Consider the following 19,878-nt stretch of genomic DNA (forward strand, 5'->3'; position numbering starts at 1 on the left):
TTTATTTTTTATCGAAAAGACTTAGTCTTCTTTTCTTTTAGTGAGTCCATAGGCTGCTAGTGTGGTCATGAGTCCTGCGACTACTAGTCCTGCAGAATGCTGACTTCCTGTTTCAGGAAGTTTTTTCTCTGTTACCACAGGAGCTGGAGCTTGAGGAAGAGCTTTGTTTTCCTCAGCAGGAGCAGTTGATGGAGCTGGTTGGCTTGGGATTTCTAGTTTTGGTTTTTCTTCAGCAATAGCGGTTTGTCCGTTTTCATCACCTACATGAGTTACTAGGGTTCCGACTTCGACTACTTGTGTAACAGCTTCCTGTGCTACGACACTATTTACAAGTGTTTTCACTTCCTTGCCATCAACAGTGCTCACAGAGTAGAAGTTTGTACGGCGACCGTTGACACCTTTAGTAATGACTTGTGTTTTTCCTTTGAGTAAGAGTGGATTTTCACGAGTAACAGTGGTAAATGGAATTTCTTCTTCTTGGATATCCAGTTTAGGTTTTACTTCAGTAGTTGGTGCAAGACCATTTTCATCCCCCTTGTGAGTTACAGGAGCACCAACTTCGACAACTTGGTTAACAGCTTCTTTGGTTACCTGGCTATCAAGGACTGTTTCTGTTGTTTTTCCATTTTCAGTAAGGACAGAGATGTAATGAGTTCGTTCACCTTTGACTCCTGCTGTAATAATGTTTTCCTGACCAGCTGGGAGGTTAGGATTTTCTTTCTTGATAACTTCAAATGGGATTTCTTCAGTTCTTGTGATGAGTTCTGGTCTGGTTTCAACATTGGCAGCTACTTCATTTTCATCCAGGCTTCCTGAGTGAGTTGCAGCTGGTTTGAGACCTAAGCGAGCAGCTTTTAGTTTGGCTACAAGTGTGTCAACCTCAGATTGTTTATTACGGTTGAGGTTGTAATTTAGAGCAGTTTTAGCTGCACTTAGGGCCTCCAAGCTTTCCTTGCTGTATCCTTCTAAGTTTTCAGGAATTTGTGCGATTTCTTCGCGGAGAGCATTATAATTAGCTCGGAAGTAGTCTTTGTTGTGGTCTGCAAAGGCAGTCATGAGTTCAAAGATTTCTTCTTCCTTGTACTCTGCACTTGGCTTGTCTGCCCAGATAGCAAGCATACTGCCGACTGTTGGAAGGTCTACTTCGGGATACTTAGTAGAAGCAAGTTGATTGAATGGAACTTTACCAGAATTTTCAACAGCTTTTGATAGTGGATAAGCTTCGTCTGGTTTATGATTGCCTAGAACATAATACCAGTCTCCATTGGTGTTGAGGAGTTTGTATCCTTTACTTGCCAGGTACTGAGGAGTTGCAAGGTTGTAACCCCACCATCCTTTAGACCAGTAAGAGATGATGACATCCTTATCAAACTCAACATCGTCCTTGTCTTCATAGTAGAAGCCATCGTTGAAGGCCATTGGTTGAAGCCCTCTTTCTTTGGCCATGGCAGCGAGGGTGTTGGCATATTCGGCAAATTTGCCATAGAGTTGATACCATTTGAGGTAGTACCAGCCTTGGGCACTAGTCGCATCGTTAGCGTATTCGTCAGTACCAAAGTTGAAAATCTTTGTTTTTCCTGCAAAGAAGTCCATGTATTTACCGATGAGGGCTTTTACAAAGTTCATCGCTTCTTCGTTTCTCAAGTCCATAGTTGTTTTGGAGACTTTGTCAAAGTGGGCTTGAGGATTTTTAATACCCAATTTTTCCATGGCAACCAGCATAGCATCCATGTGACCTGGGCTGTTGATAGCTGGGATGAGACCGATACCCTTAGATTTAGCGTATTCAATTAGTTCTGTCACTTCTGCCTGTGTAAGCGCAGTCCCATTTGGATCGTCGTAGTAAGCTTTTGTTCCTTGGATGATGGCATTTTTGACATCATCACTTGCATAGGTTTTTCCGTTAGCAGTGATGGTCATATCATCGAGTAAGAATCGAAGTCCGTCATTTCCTAGAAGGAGATGGACATCAGAATATCCGAGCTCACTGGCCTTATCTACGATGCGTTTGAGTTGGTCAAGAGTAAAGTATTTGCGTCCAGCATCGATTGAAATCACCTTGTTTTTAGCAAGTTTTTCAACCTCACGTTTAGCATCTTCTTCTTTTTGAGCTTCTGGTGTGAAGGTCAAATTGCTGACTGCTTCTTGAAGTTTTGCAATTGCTTGGTCAATCGTGTCTTGTTGGGCACGACTGAGGTTGCTATCAAGTGAACGGATGACTTTTGCCGCTTCGTTAACTGCTGCGACGCTTTCTGCAGTATAACGGTTAAGGTCTTTTGGTACCTCGTTAAGTGCTTGTTCTGCAGACTCATAATCAGCTGCGAAGTATTCAGCATTAGAATTTGCGAATTGACGCATGAGTTTGAAGAGGCGTGATGGTGAATAACGTGCAGATGGAGTGTCAGCCCAAGCAGCTACCATACCACCGATGAATGGAATAGTTGCTCCGTCGGATTTTGGTACCGAAGTGATTGGAGTGTTCTTGATACCGTTTAATCCTTGATCAAGGTTGTACCAACCTTGGCCATCTGCATTTCGCCCAAGAACATAGTACCAAGCGTCGTTAGTGTTTAGGATTTGGTGACCTTTTTCTACTAGAAGTTTAGAAGAAGCGACGTCGTAACCTCCCCAACCACCAGTCCACATTGAAACGATGATATCTTTGTCAAAAGTTCCGAAGCTAGTATCACTATTGTAGTAAATACCATCATTGAAGGCCATTGGTTTTAGACCGTGCGATTTTACAATACGAGCTAGGTCATTGGCGTAGGCAATAAATTTTTCATATCCTTTTACAGGGTAGCCTTCGTTTGGATAGTATTTATCAGCTTGAAGAACGCTCCAACCTTTAGCGTTTGTTGCATCATTGGCATATTCATCAAGTCCGATGTTGAAGATTTCAGTCTTTTTCGCGAAATAAGCAGCATATTTATCGATAAGGGCTTTTGTAAAAGCGACTGCCTGTTCGTTGTCAAGATCTACAGTACGAGCTGATTCCTTCCCAAAATAGTTAAAGTTAGGGTTTTGGATTCCCAATTCTTTCATGGCATTGAGAATCGCATCCATGTGACCAGGACTATTTACTGTCGGAATGAGACCGATGCCTTTATCTTTGGCATAGTTAATCAGATCTGTCATTTGACTTTCTGTTAAGTGATTGCCGTTTGGATCGTTGTAATAATCATTCGTACCTTTTTCAATGGCACGTTTGACATCGTCACTCGCATAGGTCTTGCCGTTAGCTGTGATGCTCATATCGTCCAACATGAAGCGGAGCCCATCATTTCCAACTAATAGGTGTAAATCAGTGTAGCCATAATGTTTCGCTTTGTCAATGATTTCCTTGAGTTGTTCTGGTGAGAAATATTTACGTCCAGCATCAATAGAAACAATTTTCTTTTTCGCTAGCTTTTCATTAGTTTGAGTGGCACGTTCAGTAGTCGGAGCGAGTACAGCAGGAGTAGCAGGCTCGTTTTTCTTCTCAGTATTGGCACTCTCTCCGCTTTTTTCCACTTGAGTTGTGTTTTCTGATTCCGTAGTAGGGGCTGGGCTGGCATGTTCTGTTACTACTGGTGTTACCACATTGTCTGTTTTTGGAACAACTGTGTTAACAGTATCTTTTTCAGTTTTAACTTCCTCTTTTATGGTTTTATCAGCTTGTTTTACAAGTTTTTCTTCTTTATCTTGAATTGGTGCTTCTGATGCTTGTGGGCTATCCGGCACAGCTTGCAAAGTTTCAGTAGCTTTTGGTGCTGGTGTGAGTCCATCTGCAGATACGACTTGCGCACTGAAGGTAAATCCTATCAGTACAGAAGCTGCTCCGACTGCATACTTGCGGATTGAGAAACGCTGTTTCTTGTCTAGTTTCATGATAAAACCTCCTTGATACAACTATTTTGATAACGTTTACATAAAACCAATTTAATTTTATTATCTATATAGTAAAAAGTCAAGCAGGTTTATATAAGAACTATAATAAATGGAGGAAATCATAAGATTTTGGAAATGATAATTTATATAAGAAGGTAAAATTAAGGAAAAATCAGTGATTTTTAACTTGTTTTTAGTAAAAGTGCTACAAATTAAATAAAGATATTTAATAGCGTTTTCATAGTCGCTTTTTCATGCTATAATATATATAGAAAAAGCCTGAGCAAGGCTCAAGCTTTTTCTTAGTGATCACGGTCACATGAAATGAATTTGATTTTGTAGTAATCTGCTCGTTTATATGTTTCGCTGTATGCGAGAACTTGACCAGTAGACTCTAGTTTAGTAGTCTTGGTTTGTAAAACGGTTGGGAATTGTTCATCGACTCCGAGGATCGAAGCCGCATGTTCTGGAGTTGGAAATGCTATTTCATTGATTTCTTCAAAATGTTCATCATTCATGTGAATGTGGTAATCCAATTTGAAACGGTTATAGATAGAGCTATAATATTCAAGATTTGGATAATTTGCGTTGATGTATTGTTCTGGAATGTAAGATGTATGGTAGATGTACACAACACCACCTGTTTCGCGAACACGTTCAATCTTGTAGTAGAACTGATCTCCGCGTAGTCCAAGTTTTTCTAAGTAGCTTAGTTTGTTTCCACGCTCAATAGAAAGGACGGTAACTTTATCATCTTTAGTTTCAAAAACTTCTACATCTGAAAACTCTACGAGTTTGTGTTTACGTGCGCGTGAAACGAATGTACCCTTTCCTTGTTGACGGACAATATAGCCATCCTTGGCAAGGTCGTTTAAGGCGCGGACAACTGTGATAGAACTCACATCATACATTGCAATCAATTCAGCTTCAGTGTAGAATTTATCTCCACTGGCAAATTGACCAGAAATGATTTTGTTCTTTAACTCATCTTTAATATATTGATACTTTGGAATTGCCATATTTTCACCTCGATTTTCCTTCTCAGTTAAAGATTTTACCATAAAACTGGAAAGAATAGTAGCCTTTTGAATAAAAAAATTAGAATAATAGGCTATAAGGTTAATTTACATAGAAATTAATAGAATTTCTTACATCTTTATACATGTCAATTAAGATGAAATTATTTCTTGAGATAGTAAGGTTTTATAAGTTTTTTTGTAAAAATTAGTAAAAATGAAAAAAATCGTGAAAACCTATTGACAAATGTAAGATATTGAGTTATATTTACTATATCAACAAATGAAAGCGTAAACTTTAGTTGTCAGAAGGTAAGAATATGACACGATTTGAGATACGGGATGATTTTTATCTCGATGGAAAATCATTTAAGATTTTATCTGGCGCCATTCATTATTTTAGGGTTCCTCCAGAAGATTGGTATCATTCGCTCTATAACTTGAAGGCTCTTGGTTTTAATACAGTAGAGACTTATGTGGCCTGGAATTTACACGAGCCTCGTGAGGGTGAGTTTCACTTTGAAGGAGCTCTGGATTTGGAGCGATTTCTCCAAACGGCACAAGATTTGGGTCTCTACGCTATCGTTCGTCCGTCGCCCTTCATCTGTGCGGAGTGGGAATTCGGTGGCTTACCAGCTTGGCTCTTAACCAAAGATATGAGGATTCGTTCCTCAGACCCAGCCTATATTGAGGCTGTCGGTCACTACTATGACCAGCTCTTGGCACGGTTGGTTCCACATTTGTTGGACAAGGGTGGCAATATCCTCATGATGCAGGTTGAAAATGAGTATGGTTCTTATGGCGAGGATAAGGCTTACCTGAGAGCCATTCGACAGTTGATGGAAGAGCGTGGCGTAACCTGTCCTCTCTTTACATCAGATGGTCCATGGAGAGCTACTCTGAAAGCTGGAACTTTGATCGAAGATGACCTCTTTGTAACAGGAAACTTTGGTTCTAAAGCTCCGTACAACTTTTCACAGATGCAGGAATTCTTTGATGAACATGGCAAGAAATGGCCGCTCATGTGTATGGAGTTCTGGGATGGCTGGTTCAATCGTTGGAAAGAGCCGATTATCACACGGGATCCGAAAGAGTTGGCAGATGCAGTTCGAGAGGTTTTGGAACAAGGCTCTATCAATCTCTACATGTTCCATGGTGGTACAAACTTTGGTTTCATGAATGGTTGCTCAGCTCGAGGGACTTTGGACCTGCCACAAGTTACATCTTATGATTACGATGCCCTTCTGGATGAAGAAGGAAATCCAACTGCCAAATATTTGGCAGTCAAGAAGATGATGGCAACACATTTCCCAGAGTATCCCCAGTTGGAACCACTCTACAAAGAGAGTATGGAGTTGGATGCTATTCCACTGGTTGAAAAAGTTTCCTTGTTTGAAACCTTGGATAGCTTGTCCAGTCCTGTAGAAAGTCTCTATCCTAAAAAGATGGAGGAGTTGGGACAAAGTTATGGCTATCTACTCTATCGAACAGAAACAAACTGGGATGCAGAAGAAGAAAGACTTCGTATCATTGATGGTCGAGATAGAGCCCAGCTTTATGTCGATGGTCAGTGGGTTGAAACCCAATATCAGACAGAGATTGGGGAAGATATTTTTTATCAAGGTAAAAAGAAAGCGCTATCTAGGTTAGATATCTTGGTAGAAAATATGGGGCGTGTCAACTATGGACACAAGTTCTTAGCGGATACGCAACGTAAGGGAATTCGGACAGGGGTTTGTAAGGATTTGCACTTCTTACTAAACTGGAAACACTATCCACTCCCACTAGATAATCCTGAGAAAATTGATTTTTCAAAAGGATGGACCGAAGGACAACCAGCCTTTTACGCCTATGACTTTACAGTTCAAGAGCCAAAAGATACTTACCTAGACTTGTCTGAGTTTGGTAAGGGAGTTGCCTTTGTCAATGGGCAGAATCTAGGACGTTTTTGGAACGTCGGCCCGACCCTCTCGCTTTATATTCCTCATAGCTACCTCAAGGAAGGTGCAAACCGCATCATTATCTTTGAGACAGAGGGTGAATATAAAGAAGAGATTCATTTAACTCGTAAACCTACACTAAAACACATAAAGGGGGAAAACTTATGACAATTGTAGGATGCCGTATCGATGGACGTTTGATCCACGGACAAGTAGCCAATCTTTGGGCTGGAAAACTAAATGTTTCACGTATTATGGTTGTAGATGACGAAGTTGTCAACAACGACGTTGAAAAGAGTGGTTTGAAACTCGCGACACCACCAGGTGTGAAATTGAGTATTTTGCCAATTGAAAAAGCGGCAGCCAATATTCTTGCTGGTAAATATGATAGCCAACGTCTCTTTATCGTGGCTCGTAAACCAGACCGCTTCCTTGGTTTGGTCGAAGCAGGTGTACCACTTGAAACTCTCAATGTTGGGAATATGTCTCAAACACCAGAAACTCGCCCCATCACACGTTCTATCAACGTAGTAGACAAGGATGTGGAAGACTTCCACAAATTGGCAGAGAAAGGTGTTAAACTTACTGCTCAAATGGTTCCAAATGATCCAATTTCAGACTTTTTGAGCTTATTAAAATAGGAAAAAATTTTTAGGAGGTCATTGTTATGATACAATGGTGGCAAATTTTACTTCTCACTTTGTACTCAGCTTATCAAATCTGTGATGAGTTGACGATCGTTTCATCTGCAGGTTCCCCTGTATTTGCTGGTTTCATTACTGGTTTAATTATGGGAGATGTGACTACTGGTCTGCTTATCGGTGGTAACTTGCAACTGTTCGTTCTTGGGGTTGGTACCTTCGGTGGTGCTTCTCGTATCGACGCAACTTCTGGTGCGGTTCTTGCGACAGCCTTCTCTGTTTCACAAGGAATTGATGCATCACTGGCGATTACAACAATCGCTGTGCCAGTAGCAGCTCTCTTGACTTACTTCGACGTTCTTGGACGTATGACAACTACTTTCTTCGCTCACCGTGTGGATGCTGCAATCGAACGCTTTGACTATAAAGGTATTGAACGCAACTACTTGCTTGGTGCGATTCCTTGGGCTCTATCTCGTGCCCTTCCAGTCTTCTTTGCCCTTGCTTTTGGTGGTGCCTTCGTACAATCAGTGGTAGACTTCGTTGAAGCCTACAAATGGGTTGCAGATGGCTTGACACTTGCAGGACGTATGCTTCCAGGTCTTGGATTTGCAATCTTGCTTCGTTACCTTCCAGTTAAACGTAACCTTCACTACCTTGCTATGGGATTTGGTTTGACAGCTATGTTGACTGTTCTTTACTCATATGTAACAGGTCTTGGTGGCGCTGTTGCAGGTATTATCGGTACTCTACCTAAAGATGTTGCTGAAAAAATTGGTTTCGTGAACAACTTCAAAGGATTGTCTATGATTGGTATCTCTATCGTAGGTATCTTCCTAGCAGTGCTTCACTTCAAAAATAGCCAAAAAGTAGCTGTAGCAGCACCTTCTACACCATCAGAAAGTGGGGAAATCGAAGATGACGAATTCTAATTACAAACTTACAAAAGAAGATTTTAATCAAATCAACAAACGTAGCTTGTTTACTTTCCAATTAGGTTGGAACTACGAACGTATGCAAGCTTCTGGTTACCTGTACATGATCTTGCCACAATTGCGTAAAATGTATGGTGATGGAACTCCTGAATTGAAAGAAATGATGAAAGTTCATACTCAATTCTTCAATACTTCACCATTCTTCCATACCATTATCGCTGGTTTTGACCTTGCCATGGAAGAAAAAGATGGTGTAGGTTCAAAAGATGCCGTTAACGGTATCAAGACAGGTTTGATGGGACCATTTGCTCCTCTTGGAGACACAATCTTTGGTTCACTTGTACCTGCTATCATGGGATCTATCGCAGCAACTATGGCTATCGCTGGCCAACCATGGGGTATCTTCCTTTGGATCGCAGTTGCAGTTGCATATGACATCTTCCGTTGGAAACAATTGGAATTTGCCTACAAAGAAGGGGTTAACCTTATCAACAACATGCAAAGTACTTTGACAGCTTTGATTGATGCTGCATCTGTACTTGGTGTCTTCATGATGGGTGCTCTTGTAGCAACAATGATCAACTTTGAAATTTCTTACAAGTTGCCAATCGGTGAAAAGATGATTGATTTCCAAGACATCTTGAACCAAATCTTCCCACGTTTGCTTCCAGCAATCTTTACTGCCTTTATCTTCTGGTTGCTTGGTAAGAAAGGTATGACTTCTACTAAAGCTATCGGTATCATTATCGCTCTTGCAGTAGGTCTTTCTGCCTTTGGTAAATTTGTACTTGGAATGGGCGCATAATTTATGGCTAAATCATTAATTTTGGTGAGTCATGGTCGCTTCTGTGAAGAACTTAAAGGTAGCACTGAAATGATTATGGGTCCACAAGACAATATTCATGCAGTGGCTCTTCTTCCAGAAGATGGCCCAGAAGAATTTACTGCAAAATTTGAAGCTGCTATTGAAGGATTAGATGATTTCCTAGTCTTTGCGGATCTTCTCGGTGGAACACCATGTAACGTGGTAAGCCGTTTGATTATGGAAGGTCGTGACATCGAACTTTACGCAGGGATGAATCTTCCAATGGTGATTGAATTTATCAATGCTAGCCTTACAGGTGCAGATGCGGACTATAAGAACCGTGCTGCAGAAAGCATTGTGAAAGTTAATGACCTGTTAGCTGGCTTCGATGATGACGAAGATGAATAATACTCTTCGAAAATCTCTTTAAACCATACTAGTGTCGCCTTGCCGTAGGTATATGTTACTGACTTCGTCAGTTCTATCTACAACCTCAAAGCAGTGCTTTGAGCAGCCTGCGGCTAGTTTCCTAGTTTGCTCTTTGATTTTCATTGAGTATACGATGTGAAAACGTGAAAATCGTTAGAGCATTTTATATAGAATATACATGGGAATGGGGCTTACTCCCATTCCCATATTTAATAGAAAAAGAGGAACTCAATGCTACATTATACAAAAGAAGACTTGATTGAATTGGGTGCAGAAATCACTACACGTGAAATCTACCAACAGCCTGATGTATGGAAAGAAGCTTTTGAATCTTATCAAGCAAAACGTGAAGAAATTGCAGCCTTCCTACAAGGGATTGCTGATAAACATGACTATATCAAGGTTATCTTGACAGGTGCTGGGACTTCAGCTTATGTGGGAGATACCTTGGTACCTTACTTTAAGGAAGTATATGACGAACGCAAATGGAACTTCAATGCTATTGCGACAACAGATATCGTTGCCAATCCAGAAACTTATTTGAAAAAAGATGTGGCAACTGTCCTTGTATCTTTTGCTCGTAGTGGTAACTCTCCTGAAAGTGTGGCGACTGTTGATTTGGCTAAAGCCTTGGTGGATGAGCTTTATCAAGTGACGATTACTTGTGCAGCAGATGGTAAATTGGCTCTTCAAGCTCATGGCGATGACCGCAATCTTTTACTTTTGCAACCAGCTGCCTCTAATGATGCTGGCTTTGCCATGACTTCTAGCTTTACGTCTATGATGCTGACAGCTCTCTTGGTCTTTGATGCTACAGAATTTGCTGTGAAAGCTGAACGTTTTGAAGTTGTGTCTAGTCTTGCCCGTAAGGTTCTAGACAATGCAGCAGATGTCAAAGAGTTGGTTGATCTTGACTTTAACCGTGTCATCTACCTTGGTGCAGGTCCTTACTTTGGACTTGCTCATGAAGCTCAGCTCAAGATTTTGGAATTGACAGCTGGCCAAGTGGCGACCATGTACGAAAGTCCAGTAGGCTTCCGTCACGGTCCAAAATCACTGATCAACGAAGATACAGTTGTTTTGGTCTTTGGTACAACGACAGACTACACTCGTAAGTACGACTTGGACTTGGTTCGTGAAGTTGCTAGTGACCAGATTGCTCGTCGTGTTGTGCTTTTGAGTGATCAAGCCTTTGGTCTTGAAAATGTCAAAGAAGTGGCACTTGGTTGCGGCGGTGTCTTGAATGATATTTACCGTGTCTTCCCTTACATCGTTTATGCCCAACTCTTTGCTCTATTGACTTCACTCAAGGTAGAAAATAAACCAGATACACCGTCTCCTACAGGTACAGTAAACCGCGTGGTACAAGGTGTTATCATCCACGAATATCAAAAGTAATACTGCGTTTATAGATTCTTGATAAAGGGGTTTGTAAATCATACAAGTAAACCATAGATTGTCAATTCGCTTTCTATGGTTTGTTTGCTTGAGAGAAATAGAAAAAGGAGAACAGAATGAAAACATACACAGAGCGTGTATTTGGAAATGTTGATGGCAAGGATGTCTTGGCCTATCTCTTTGAGACGGACGGTGGCTACCAGCTTGAGGTTATGACTTATGGTGCGACCATCCTGCGCTATGTCACACCTGACAAGGCTGGAAATTTTGCTAATGTTATTTTGGGATTTGATGATTTTGATAGCTATGTAGGCAATAGTCCCAAGCATGGAGCTAGCGTAGGTCCTGTGGCGGGCCGTATTGCAGGTGCGACCTTTGAATTAAATGGCAAGACCTATGAACTTGAAGTCAACAATGCTAGCAACTGTAACCACAGTGGTTCAACTGGTTGGGATTCGAACTTGTTTGAACTAGTTGAGGTGAGCGACCATGGTCTGACCCTCTACACAGAGCGTATAGATGGGACGGGGGGATTTCCTGGAAATCTCAAGATTTGGATCAATTACCACTTAGAAGAAACAGGTGCCTATGAAATCAGCTACAAGATAACAACAGATCAGGATACGCTGGTTAATCCAACCAATCACAGCTACTTCAATTTGTCTGGTGATTTTACGCAGACGATTGACCGTCATGTTTTCCAACTAAATACAGAGGGCATTTACCCAATCGCTCCCGACGGTGTTCCGGACAAAACTCCAGATACTAGTCGTGATGTGGTTAAACACATCTACAATGGTGCCTTATTGAAAGACATCTTTGCAGAGGAAGATGAGCAAATCCAGCTGGTATCAGGATTGGATCATCCATTCGCTCTTCCTGCAGGTCATGACAATGCTGGATTCCTTTATGACCAAAATTCAGGTCGCTTCCTGCTTTTCAAGACAGAAGCTCCTTGCTTTGTAGTCTATACAGCAAACTTTGTGGATGAGAGTGTACTTGTGGCTGGCAAACCAATGGTACAGCACAATGGGATTGCCCTTGAAGCGCAAGCTTTACCAGATGCTATTCACAGTGACCTCAAAGATCAAGTCATTCTTAAAGCCGGTCAAACCTTCACAAGTAAGACACGTTATGAGCTTGTTGTGAAGTAAAAAAAGCTGGTCAAAAAGTCTTTAAAATTAAAATAACGCATATTGTCAGTAGATGAAAAGTTTGATAATATGCGTTTTATTATGGAAAGATTTACTTTATCTTATCCTGAAATGGCCTTATTTTTGAGTTGTCTGACTTGACTTTCTTGATGGATTTTATACAATAATTGTAATAATAAAAATTACAACAGAGGAGATATCCTATGACCTATGAATACAAGAGTCACATTTATTTGGCAGAGGCAGTTTTAAATGTAAAGGATTTGGCAAGTCAAACAGCCTTTTATCAGCAAGTTATTGGTTTAGAAATCTTATCTCAAACTGAGACAGAGGTCATTCTGGGACTTGGAGGAAAAGCCTTGGTACACTTGATTCAAGCACAAGAGAGCGATGAAGTAAGGGAACATTATGGTCTTTACCATCTGGCTATTCTTTTGCCGACACGCAAGGCTTTGGCAGATGTCTTAAAACACCTGACAGATTTACAGATTTCTCTTGTCGGCGGTGCAGATCACGGTTACAGTGAGGCCCTTTACTTACAGGATTTGGAGGGAAATGGCATTGAACTCTATCGAGATAAGCCGGTTTCCACATGGGATATTCGAGAAGATGGACGCATTATCGGAGTGACGGAGGCTCTTGCGGCGCAGGACATTTATGAGTTGGGGGAAAGAGTAGAGCCCTTTATCCTGGCAGAAGGTACGAGAATGGGGCATATTCATCTTTCCGTCAAGGATAGTCGAAAGTACAGCCAGTTTTATCAAAATGTGTTAGGGTTAGAGGATAAATTCAGTGTGCCTAGTGCTAGTTGGATTGCAGCTGGGGACTATCATCATCATTTGGCAGTCAACGAATGGGGAGGAAAAGATCTGGCTTCGCGTAAGCAAGGCTTGCCAGGCTTAGCCTATTATGTCATTGAGGTTGCGAGTAAGGAAGAACTGCTAACGATTGCGCAACGAACACAAGAAGTTGACGCACCAATCAAGTGGCTGACATCGAGCCAGTTGGAAATCACAGACCCAGATGGAATTGTGACTCGTATCCGTTTAGACAGGATATGATGACAATCAGAGTATCAATTGTAGGAAGTGCTCCTTATTCTAGTCAGATATGTAGAAAATTTGATATGATAGTAGAGAACAAGGAGAAGAAAACAATGACCAGTGAATATCAGAAAATGATAGCGGGAGAGGTTTACCGTCCATCGGATCCAGAATTGCGAGACTTGGCTCAGGCTTCTCGCCAAAAACAGTCTGCTTTTAACAAGGAAGAAGATCCCTTGAAGGGGGCGGAGATTGTCAAGACTTGGTTTGGTTCGACTGGGAAAAATCTCTATGTTAATCCACGCCTGGTGGTCGACTATGGAGTCAATATCCATCTAGGGGAAAATTTTTATTCTAATTGGAACTTGACCATGCTGGATGTCTGCCCCATTCGCATCGGTAACAATGCTATGATTGGTCCCAACTGTCAGTTCTTAACTCCCCTCCACCCACTAGATCCGCAGGAACGCAATTCAGGGGTCGAATACGGCAAGCCCATCACTATTGGAGATAATTTCTGGGCTGGAGGTGGTGTCATTGTCCTTCCGGGAGTGACACTGGGGAATAATGTTGTTGCTGGAGCAGGGGCCGTGATTACAAAGTCCTTTGGCGACAATGTTGTTTTAGCTGGCAATCCTGCGCGCGTGATTAAGGAAATACCTGTGAAATAAAGCGATTGAGCAAATAGTTTTTAAGATAAGAAAAAAGCATCATATCAACGTTTTTTAAACATTTGATATGATGTCTTTTATCATAAATCAGATTGACTTTTTCTTCTTACTATTGAGTGTTTACCTGGATTCTTTTTAGATTTTACGCAAGAAGTTCTATAAATTCTTTCTCTTCTTGGCATTCTTGGTCAGGGAAACCTGGTAAGTATCCTGTTCTTTAGTGAGATAATTGATGATTTGAAAATCGTCTGTTTGAGCCTTGAAATCCATTTCATAGACAGTGGTGACTTGTTCTCCATCATTGCTAGTATCAATCGAGATGAGGTCTAACTCAGTACAGAATTGTGATAGTCCAGATTGGATAGTTTGAAGTTGATTTTCTTGGTTCGCAATTGTGATGGTCAATAGCCTGCGACGTTGGTGATTGCTCTTGCTTTGTTGCTTCTCTAAAAGAAGCCATACCGCTAAGATAAAGACAGTGAAGAGAATAGCTAGAGCTAGGTAGCCTGTCCCTGCTGCTAGCCCGATAATCATGGCAAGGAAGATAGCAATTAGTTCCCGTGAACCACTGGTAGCTGAACGAAAACGAATGAGGCTAAAAGTTCCTGCAACGGCGATAGAGGTTCCTAGGCTGCCATTTACCAGAAAGATGACCAAGGTCATCAAGCAGGGGAGTAGGGTCAAACTGACAGCGAATTCTCGTGTATAGAGAGTACGGTGTTTGTAAGCCCAGGTCAGCGCCAAACCTAAAATCAGGCTGACCAAGAGAGCCAGAAAGAGCTGGATAGGATTTGCAGTGGCAGTTGTGTCGTTGAAGATAGAATTAAAAAGATTAGACATAAGTAGTACCTACACTTTCTGTGCTTGGTCGTGGGCTATAGTCCAGCCCTTGAGACTTGTGGTAGGCGCAGCTGTATTTTGAAAATTTCTGCTCTACCAGTCCATATTGGTCGAGAATATCTTGTAGCCATTGGGGTTTTCTACCTGGAGCTTTAATTTCCATGATGACAATGTCCTCGTTTAGTAGAGGGAAACCGTCCTTTCCTGAGAATAAACTGACATTATCATCACGATAGGTTAGATTTTGGTCAATGGTGATACGAATTTTATTGTAGGGAAAACCGATAATTTCTTTCTTTCTTTTCCTTGAGAGAAAAACGGTCATAGTATATATACATACGAGGGATAATGGCTTGCTGATATTCCTCTTGGAGTTGCTGGATTTTTTCAATCATCATTCGATCCTTGATACTGCTATCCAGCTGTCCCTTGGTCATAAACTGGGTGATAGACTGGGGAGTCGATAAGAGACGATGTTTTCGTCCGACACCAGCTCTGTCCTTAGATTTGATTTCTAAAAATACCTGACTATCAGGCTGGACTTGACTGAGATAGGTTCGCATCCGAATCTTTTCTTTGCGCTTAGTACCTTGGCCATCCTCCTGAATCATATCAAATTGCTCTGTATCAAAGTAGATGTTGGAAATGGTCGAAGTTGGATAATCATCCTCTACGAGGTATATTTTTAAGTCCTCTATTAAATTAGCCAAGTCACCCTTGGCAACGACATATTTGGTTTCGATTCGTTTAAAGCTTGTTTCAATTGGTTTCATAAATCCTGTCTCCTTTATCAAACTATTTTAGTACGCTATCTTATTAGCAGATAGGTGTGTCTGGGCAAGTTGAACTTGCTTGTGATTAGTCTATGGAATTTTCCTAAAACTTTTGTTAAAGATAACTTAACTGAAACTGAACTTAAGAAAATTTTCAGAAAAAGTTTAGATTTTTTTCAGACTTCCCCTGTAAACTAAGCTCAAGCTAAATGAAGGTGAGGAAAAAGTATGAAATCAAAAAAATGGACCCTAATCTTAACCAGTTTAACAGCTCTGACTTTGATGACAGCTTGTGGGCAGTCAACGACCAAGTCAAGTACAACTGCAGCGGCAGATACCACTGCCATCTCAACTTCAGCTACAAACAGTCAATCTTCTTATTTTACAGAAAAGGACTATGATACTTCTTATGATGAAAGTACAGCTTCTAAGATTGAGTTATCTGGCTCATCAGCAAACGTCTCTGGAGATGGGGTGACAGTCTCTGGATCAACAGTGACCATCACAAAATCTGGGACCTATGTGATTTCAGGTCAGTCTGACGGAGTGCAGATCAAGGTCGAGGCAGATAAGTCGGCAGATGTTCATCTAGTCCTAAAAGGTGCGACCATTACCAATACCAATGCAGCAATTTCAGCGACATCAGCCGGTCATGTCTACCTGACTCTGGCGGAGGGAACTACCAACAGTCTCTCTGACTCAAGCTCTAATAGTGATGACAAGGCAAATGCAGCTCTCTTTTCTAAGGTGGATTTGACCATCAATGGCTCAGGTACCCTTACTGTCGATGGCAAGAAGAACAACGGAATCAAGGCCAACGACACCCTCCACATCACGGGTGGAACCTATAACATCATAGCAGTTGGCGATGCCTTTAATGTTAATGATGAACTCAATATCACTGGTACGACCATGACCATCGATGCCAAGGAAGATGGTGTCAAAGTTGACAATGATGAGGATATGACTGTCGGCAATATGTATTTGGCTAACAATACCATAACAGTCACAGCAGGAGATGACGGTATTCACGCTTCTGGTAACCTAGTGATTGACAGCGGTACTTACACCGTCAAGAATTCGACTGAAGGAATTGAAGGGAAAGCCATTACGATTAATGGTGGTGATATCAATGTCTACGCGACAGATGATGGGGTCAATGCAGCTAATAAAAATGCTCAGCAAAGCGATATTTACTTTACCATGACAGGTGGTAATCTAACTGTAGAAGTCGGTCAAGGGGACACAGATCCGATTGACTCAAATGGCAATATCACGGTCACAGGTGGAACCATTAAAATGATTGGTCAATCAGGCTTTGACTTTGATGGAACAGCGACCTATACAGGTGGAGATATCTATCTCAACGGCGAAAAACAAACTGATATTGTGAACTCTATGCCTGGAGGCGGTGGACCTGGTGAGGGACCTCAAGGCGGCGGTCCAGCCCCTGGCGGACAAGGATAAACAAAAAAGGATAGCATTGCTAAGAGCAATGTTATCCTTTTTGTATCGTAGATTCATATGTTGCGAGTGGTTTTATAATCGTAGCTTTCAAAGGCTAAATTGTTCAGTCACCCGTTTTTGTTTACTTGAATTTCTTGAATTTTAAGAAGGTATTGAGTAGTTTTCCCTTAAATGTTTTGTTTTGGTAGGCGATTGTGAGGGAATTGAAAAATTCAACTGCTAGGTGTTCTTGGTGACCGAGCTCCATCTAGCTTGGGGTTGCTTCTGGGGAAAAGACGCCTAATTTGATGCGGAGTCCACCTTTTTTCATCTTGAACTGATGCATACCATACATCTTGATATCAAGGCTTGTATCGGACATGAGAGTAGCAGTATCACCTGCCATAGAAATTTTTGTATCGACATCCGGAACGCCTGTTTTTTCAGTATCTAGACTGATAAAGATTTTTTGATAAGTTGGTTGACCGTACTCTCCAATCAACTCCTCACTTCCTGTCCACCGTGAACTCCAGCAAATACAAAATGTTCAGGGTGAATTTTAAAAGGAAGTGCTTGGTCACCCATTTTATTTAGTCCTTGGTTGAAGGCGAAGAAATCTCTCAAAGTAAATCCATCCACGTAAGCAGCTTGTAGGTTACGTCCCTTAACCGAATTCTTAGAAAGCCATGCCGCATTTGGTCTGATTCTGCTAGACGGTCAGCGTAGAGTTCGAGGATTTTTTGACTTCCAAGGGCTAATTTGGTTTCAATTAGGTCTTGAAAATTTCTTAGTCTGTTTCATATAAAAATGAGTAAAATGAATTCCCATTACCAAGGTCATTAGAGTTGCGATAGCAATGACGATGGTTGGATTAGCCGAGAAAAGTAGAGGGAAAATAGGCCTTTAAAAAGTGGACAGAAAAGACCATTTCGGAGTATAGAGAGGAAGTTCAAAAACATTTTTAGAAATAAGACATGTGCATTATAAACATCAGATACGAATCTGGTGCTTTATTTTTTAAAGAATTTCAACTTTTTTCTTGACAAGTGAGTAAACACTCACTATAATAGGTCTATATTCAGTAAGTGAGTAAACACTCACCTAGGAGGAAGCTTATGAAAAAATTGCTACATTTACAAGATTTGGATAAGTCTTTTTGTCGTCAAATGGTTTTGAATCATGTCAGCTTTGAATTGCAGCCGGGAGAAATTATAGGCTTAATAGGTCCGTCTGGTGCTGGTAAATCGACTATGATTAAGACTATGTTAGGGATGGAAAAAGCTGACGGAGGGGTTGCTTTGGTATTGGATCATACTATGCCCAATCGTCATATTTTAGGAGATATTGGTTATATGGCCCAGTCAGATGCCTTATATGAGGCTTTGTCAGGTCAAGAAAATCTGGAATTTTTTGGTCAGCTAAAAGGGCTATCCAAAAGAGATCTGACAGCTGAAATTGCCCATGTGGCTCAAGTTGTGGATCTGGCAGAGCATTTGAATAAAACGGTATCCGGTTATTCTGGAGGAATGAAGCGACGCTTGTCTTTAGCCATCGCGCTTCTGGGGAATCCTCAGCTCTTGATTTTGGACGAACCGACAGTTGGAATCGACCCTTCTCTTCGGAAGAAAATCTGGAAAGAATTATTCGCGCTTAGAGACAATGGGGTTGGGATATTAGTTACTACCCATGTTATGGATGAAGCAGAGTTAACGGATAAGGTCGGCTTATTATTAGGTGGAAAAATCATTGCTTTTGATACACCGCAACACTTAAAAGAAAGTTATCAAGTTTCAAGTATTGAAGAAGTATTTTTGAAAGCAGAAGGAGAGTAAGATGAGAACCATTGCTATTGCTAAAAAAGTTATCAAAGAATTGCTTCGTGACAAACGAACCTTGGCTATGATGTTTGTAGCGCCGGTATTTATTATGTGGCTGATGAACCTCATGTTTTCAGCTAGTACAACCGTGAATGTCAAGTTAGCGACACAAGATCTACCAACTGGTTTGATAACGAAAATGGATGAGCTTGATCATGTGGACATCGAGACTTATCAAGACTTAGATCAGGCCAAAGAAGCGCTAGCAAATGAAAAAGTCGATGCTGTGATTTCTTATAAAGACGGTGAGTATCAGGTCGACTACGCAAATACAGATGCCTCCAAGACATCTATGATACGACAAGTGTTACGAACAAGTATCGCCAGTGAAGGCACCGATCAGTTACTATCTCGTATCAAACAAGCTCTTCCACAATTGAAATTAGATGCAAAGGCGCCTGAAATCAAAGAATCTTACCAATATGGAGATAAAAATACTGGATTCTTTGCACGTATGATTCCAATTTTAATTGGCTTTGTGGTCTTCTTCTTTGTCTTTTTGATTTCTGGTATGGCACTTTTGAAAGAGCGCACAAGTGGAACCTTGGATCGCTTGTTAGCAACCCCAGTGAAACGTTCTGAAATTGTCTATGGCTATATGTTGTCTTACGGTATTATTGCGATTTTTCAAACGGCAGTTGTCGTCTTAGCAGCAATTTGGCTACTAGATGTAGAAGTTGTAGGAAATATTTTAAATGTTATAATAGTTAATGTGGTACTGGCTCTTGTAGCACTAGCTTTTGGAATTCTCTTGTCTACTCTAGCAAAATCAGAATTCCAAATGATGCAATTTATTCCTCTCGTGATTATGCCTCAACTCTTTTTCTCAGGGATTATTCCATTGTCATCCATGGGAGCATGGGCTCCAACTGTGGGGAAATTTTTGCCATTAACCTATTCTGGTGATGCAATAAGCCAGATTATTCTTTACGGACACAATCTTGGTGATATTTTGCCAAATCTTGGTGTTTTAATGATTTTCTTGATCATTTTAACAATTCTCAATATTGTTGGATTGCGTCGTTATCGTAAAGTTTAGA

16 protein-coding genes and 1 pseudogene are annotated in these 19,878 nt (G+C 41.0%); 12 read left to right on the forward strand and 5 right to left on the reverse strand.

Annotated elements, in window-relative coordinates; translation table 11 throughout:
* Positions 1 to 21 precede the first annotated feature (21 nt).
* Both strH and B7692_RS09130 read right to left on the reverse strand, forming a co-directional pair.
* Positions 22 to 3,870, reverse strand: coding sequence for an LPXTG-anchored beta-N-acetylhexosaminidase StrH (gene strH / locus B7692_RS09125; RefSeq protein WP_084930499.1), 3,849 nt, complete (start codon positions 3,868 to 3,870; stop codon positions 22 to 24).
* A 302-nt stretch (positions 3,871 to 4,172) separates the two neighbouring features.
* Positions 4,173 to 4,889, reverse strand: coding sequence for a GntR family transcriptional regulator (locus tag B7692_RS09130; RefSeq protein WP_001007193.1), 717 nt, complete (start codon positions 4,887 to 4,889; stop codon positions 4,173 to 4,175).
* A 317-nt stretch (positions 4,890 to 5,206) separates the two neighbouring features.
* Here B7692_RS09130 and B7692_RS09135 point away from each other — a divergent pair, with 317 nt between their 5' ends.
* The 9 genes from B7692_RS09135 to B7692_RS09180 all read left to right on the forward strand — a co-directional run bounded on the left by B7692_RS09135 (position 5,207) and on the right by B7692_RS09180 (position 13,902).
* Positions 5,207 to 6,994 (forward strand): glycoside hydrolase family 35 protein, encoded by a 1,788-nt coding sequence (locus tag B7692_RS09135; protein WP_084930500.1) that lies wholly within the window; start codon positions 5,207 to 5,209, stop codon positions 6,992 to 6,994.
* A complete protein-coding gene (locus B7692_RS09140) occupies positions 6,991 to 7,467 on the forward strand; it encodes a PTS sugar transporter subunit IIB (RefSeq protein WP_000156972.1) in 477 nt (158 codons plus the stop codon). Before B7692_RS09135 ends, B7692_RS09140 begins: the two co-directional genes overlap by 4 nt.
* Before the next feature lie 26 nt (positions 7,468 to 7,493).
* A complete protein-coding gene (locus B7692_RS09145) occupies positions 7,494 to 8,399 on the forward strand; it encodes a PTS mannose/fructose/sorbose/N-acetylgalactosamine transporter subunit IIC (protein ID WP_000617009.1) in 906 nt (301 codons plus the stop codon).
* Positions 8,386 to 9,207 (forward strand): PTS system mannose/fructose/sorbose family transporter subunit IID, encoded by an 822-nt coding sequence (locus B7692_RS09150; protein WP_084923561.1) that lies wholly within the window; start codon positions 8,386 to 8,388, stop codon positions 9,205 to 9,207. Before B7692_RS09145 ends, B7692_RS09150 begins: the two co-directional genes overlap by 14 nt.
* Before the next feature lie 3 nt (positions 9,208 to 9,210).
* Positions 9,211 to 9,615: a PTS sugar transporter subunit IIA gene (locus tag B7692_RS09155; protein ID WP_020903318.1), complete on the forward strand. Its 405-nt coding sequence runs from the start codon at positions 9,211 to 9,213 to the stop codon at positions 9,613 to 9,615.
* 252 nt (positions 9,616 to 9,867) lie between these two features.
* Positions 9,868 to 11,034, forward strand: a complete 1,167-nt coding sequence (locus tag B7692_RS09165) for an SIS domain-containing protein (protein ID WP_084930501.1) — start codon at positions 9,868 to 9,870, stop codon at positions 11,032 to 11,034.
* A 116-nt stretch (positions 11,035 to 11,150) separates the two neighbouring features.
* Complete coding sequence (locus tag B7692_RS09170) at positions 11,151 to 12,188, forward strand: aldose epimerase family protein (protein WP_084930502.1); 1,038 nt, start codon at positions 11,151 to 11,153, stop codon at positions 12,186 to 12,188.
* 203 nt (positions 12,189 to 12,391) lie between these two features.
* Positions 12,392 to 13,249, forward strand: a complete 858-nt coding sequence (locus tag B7692_RS09175; protein WP_084930503.1) for a VOC family protein — start codon at positions 12,392 to 12,394, stop codon at positions 13,247 to 13,249.
* Between the two features lie 95 nt (positions 13,250 to 13,344).
* Positions 13,345 to 13,902, forward strand: a complete 558-nt coding sequence (locus B7692_RS09180; RefSeq protein WP_084925997.1) for a sugar O-acetyltransferase — start codon at positions 13,345 to 13,347, stop codon at positions 13,900 to 13,902.
* A gap of 156 nt (positions 13,903 to 14,058) precedes the next feature.
* On the opposite strand, the gene B7692_RS09185 is transcribed toward B7692_RS09180, so the two are convergent.
* Both B7692_RS09185 and B7692_RS09190 read right to left on the reverse strand, forming a co-directional pair.
* Positions 14,059 to 14,742 (reverse strand): DUF4956 domain-containing protein, encoded by a 684-nt coding sequence (locus tag B7692_RS09185; protein ID WP_084887348.1) that lies wholly within the window; start codon positions 14,740 to 14,742, stop codon positions 14,059 to 14,061.
* Positions 14,735 to 15,515: pseudogene (locus B7692_RS09190) on the reverse strand (polyphosphate polymerase domain-containing protein). Before B7692_RS09190 ends, B7692_RS09185 begins: the two are co-directional and overlap by 8 nt.
* 228 nt (positions 15,516 to 15,743) lie before the next feature.
* Here B7692_RS09190 and B7692_RS09195 point away from each other — a divergent pair.
* On the forward strand, positions 15,744 to 16,982 hold the full coding sequence (locus B7692_RS09195) for a carbohydrate-binding domain-containing protein (protein WP_084925999.1): 1,239 nt from the start codon (positions 15,744 to 15,746) through the stop codon (positions 16,980 to 16,982).
* 247 nt (positions 16,983 to 17,229) lie between these two features.
* Here B7692_RS09195 and B7692_RS09200 read toward each other — a convergent pair whose 3' ends face one another.
* Entirely contained in the window at positions 17,230 to 17,463 is a 234-nt protein-coding gene (locus B7692_RS09200) for a hypothetical protein (protein ID WP_049487693.1), read from the reverse strand.
* A gap of 613 nt (positions 17,464 to 18,076) precedes the next feature.
* Between B7692_RS09200 and B7692_RS09210 the strand changes: the two genes are divergently transcribed.
* Together B7692_RS09210 and B7692_RS09215 are read left to right on the forward strand one after the other, a co-directional pair.
* Complete coding sequence (locus tag B7692_RS09210; RefSeq protein ID WP_000734673.1) at positions 18,077 to 18,793, forward strand: ABC transporter ATP-binding protein; 717 nt, start codon at positions 18,077 to 18,079, stop codon at positions 18,791 to 18,793.
* Between the two features lies 1 nt (position 18,794).
* Positions 18,795 to 19,877 (forward strand): ABC transporter permease, encoded by a 1,083-nt coding sequence (locus tag B7692_RS09215; RefSeq protein ID WP_001259054.1) that lies wholly within the window; start codon positions 18,795 to 18,797, stop codon positions 19,875 to 19,877.
* The last annotated feature ends 1 nt before the right edge of the window (position 19,878 follow it).

Source organism: Streptococcus mitis (assembly GCF_002096925.1).
Lineage (GTDB): Bacteria > Bacillota > Bacilli > Lactobacillales > Streptococcaceae > Streptococcus > Streptococcus mitis_AF.